At 43.2% G+C, this 1,813-nt stretch carries 3 protein-coding genes; all 3 read left to right on the top strand.

The window, feature by feature from the left end; genetic code table 11:
- The first annotated feature begins 138 nt into the window (after window positions 1-138).
- From K4039_RS26565 to K4039_RS26555, 3 genes are read left to right on the top strand one after another with little or no spacing between them, the layout of a single operon-like run.
- The gene (locus K4039_RS26565) at window positions 139-1,113 is read left to right on the top strand and encodes a CHAT domain-containing protein (protein WP_265239500.1); all 975 of its coding nucleotides are present in this window, start codon (window positions 139-141) and stop codon (window positions 1,111-1,113) included.
- Window positions 1,114-1,118: 5 nt separating this feature from the next.
- Entirely contained in the window at window positions 1,119-1,445 is a 327-nt protein-coding gene (locus tag K4039_RS26560; RefSeq protein ID WP_265239499.1) for a hypothetical protein, read from the top strand.
- Window positions 1,446-1,450: 5 nt separating this feature from the next.
- Window positions 1,451-1,753 (top strand): hypothetical protein, encoded by a 303-nt coding sequence (locus tag K4039_RS26555; protein WP_265239498.1) that lies wholly within the window; start codon window positions 1,451-1,453, stop codon window positions 1,751-1,753.
- Window positions 1,754-1,813 lie beyond the last annotated feature (60 nt).

Genomic DNA, 1,813 nt, shown 5'->3' with positions numbered 1-1,813 from the left:
TGCCCATTTTTGTGACTTATTTATGCCTTCTTTAATTCCCCAATCTTAGACCTGAATCCTTACCTCCAAGCTTTATTTAATAACACCCAAAACTGGCGAAAAAATCTTTCCGAGTGGCTAAGTAGTCTTTCCCAAATATTGCGCCTTGATGAAATTCTCAACCACCCTACCCTAGCCAATTGTGACTCCCTGCTTTTAGTTCCCCACCGCTACCTGCATCTATTCCCCCTTCATGCCTTATCTGTTAGCCAACAAACTTGGTTGCGATTTAATCAAGAAACTCCGCATCTCCAACCCCCCGCAAACCCTTGTCTGCTTGATTGCTTCAAAAAAGGCGTGCGATACGCCCCCAGTTGCCAACTCCTGCAACGAGTACAGCAACGACAACGCCCACCCGCCGATACCCGCACCCTTTTCGCCATCCAAAATCCTACCGAAGACCTTGCCTACACAGATATAGAAGTAGAAGTCATCAAACGCGACTTTGCACCCGCCGACATTTTAAGCAAACAACAAGCCACCAAAGCCGCCATCATCGACAACCTAGAAACCATCGCCCAAGCCCACTACGTCCACTTTTCCTGTCACGGTTCCTTTGATTTCCAGACACCCCTGATGTCATCCCTAATCCTAGCAGGAGCGAAGGAATCAACAGACACACCCAACCTCGCCAAATGCCTAACTTTGCAAGACATCTTTGCTACACTGAACTTACCTAATTGCCGCCTCGTCACCCTCTCCGCTTGCAAAACGGGGTTGACAGACACAACCAAGCAAAGTGATGATTGTATTGGCTTGGCTACAGGCTTTTTGTATGCTGGTAGTCAAGGGGTACTCTCCAGTTTGTGGTCAGTCGATGACTTCGCCACCGCCTATCTAATGATTAAATGCTATGAAAATCTGGAAACTGCTGATATGGCCGTAGCCCTCAATACTGCCCAAATTTGGCTGCGAGATGCTACCCAATCTAAGTTACTAGAATGGATTGGTGTATTAAAATTAGATGCAGAGTCAACCCAACATATCAAAGGTTTCCTTGAAAGTTACGACCCTGACGAAAAACCATTTGAAAGCCCGTTTTACTGGGCTGCATTTTGCGCCATAGGGAACTAAATATTATGACTACAAACCCTCTTTTATTAGCTTTCCCAAACTTTGTGAAAAGCAAACCAATTGAAATAGACTGTTTAAGAGAATTGGAGCAAGCCTTAGAATCTGTCAGCAGCGAACCTTCGCCAATTATAGAGAAGACTTTGAATGAATGGTTAAGCAAACACAAAGATATCAGAGAACAGCTTAGGGAGTTTGCACCAAATAACAAAGAAATTAATAAAGTCAAAGCTCAACAACCCAAAACAGGAGTCGGTAACGTCTTTGAAGAATTACGCCCAGCAGTGAAAGAAAAACTAAAAAAGCTCGAAGAAGAGATTAAAAAGGGGAAATAACTTGTATGTCTCCTCCCAAAATCTATGCACCGAATGTTCATTTGTTTGCCTATCAGTTGCGAAAAGAATCTGGAGAGCAAAAAGATAATCTCAAAAAATTATTTGAGCAAGGGGAAAAAATCTTAAAACAATTCGGGATTAATCAAACAATTGATATCCAAGACCAACCAGGCTATCGAGTTGAACTTGCGGCTCAACAAACCGAAGACAATGCCTCCATTTTCTTTGAAAAATGGTCGGATTCCCCCATCACAGGCATTGCTTATCCCGTCCGAATTCACGACACCTTTGCCTTAGCATTGAAGTAAGGATTCAGGTCTAAGATTGGGGAATTAAAGAAGGCATAAATAAGTCACAAAAATGGGCAG

Origin of the sequence: Lyngbya sp. CCAP 1446/10 (assembly GCF_026130175.1) — a bacterium.
Classification (GTDB): Bacteria; Cyanobacteriota; Cyanobacteriia; order Cyanobacteriales; family Microcoleaceae; genus Microcoleus.
The sequence above is the reverse complement of the archived record's forward strand: the minus strand, read 5'-3'. Positions and strand labels throughout refer to the sequence as shown.

Excerpts from the sequence above, each read along its gene's own strand:
- K4039_RS26555 (WP_265239498.1), top strand. The coding sequence starts at position 1,451 with ATGTCTCCTCCCAAAATCTATGCACCGAATGTTCATTTGTTTGCCTAT.
- K4039_RS26560 (WP_265239499.1), top strand. The coding sequence starts at position 1,119 with ATGACTACAAACCCTCTTTTATTAGCTTTCCCAAACTTTGTGAAAAGC.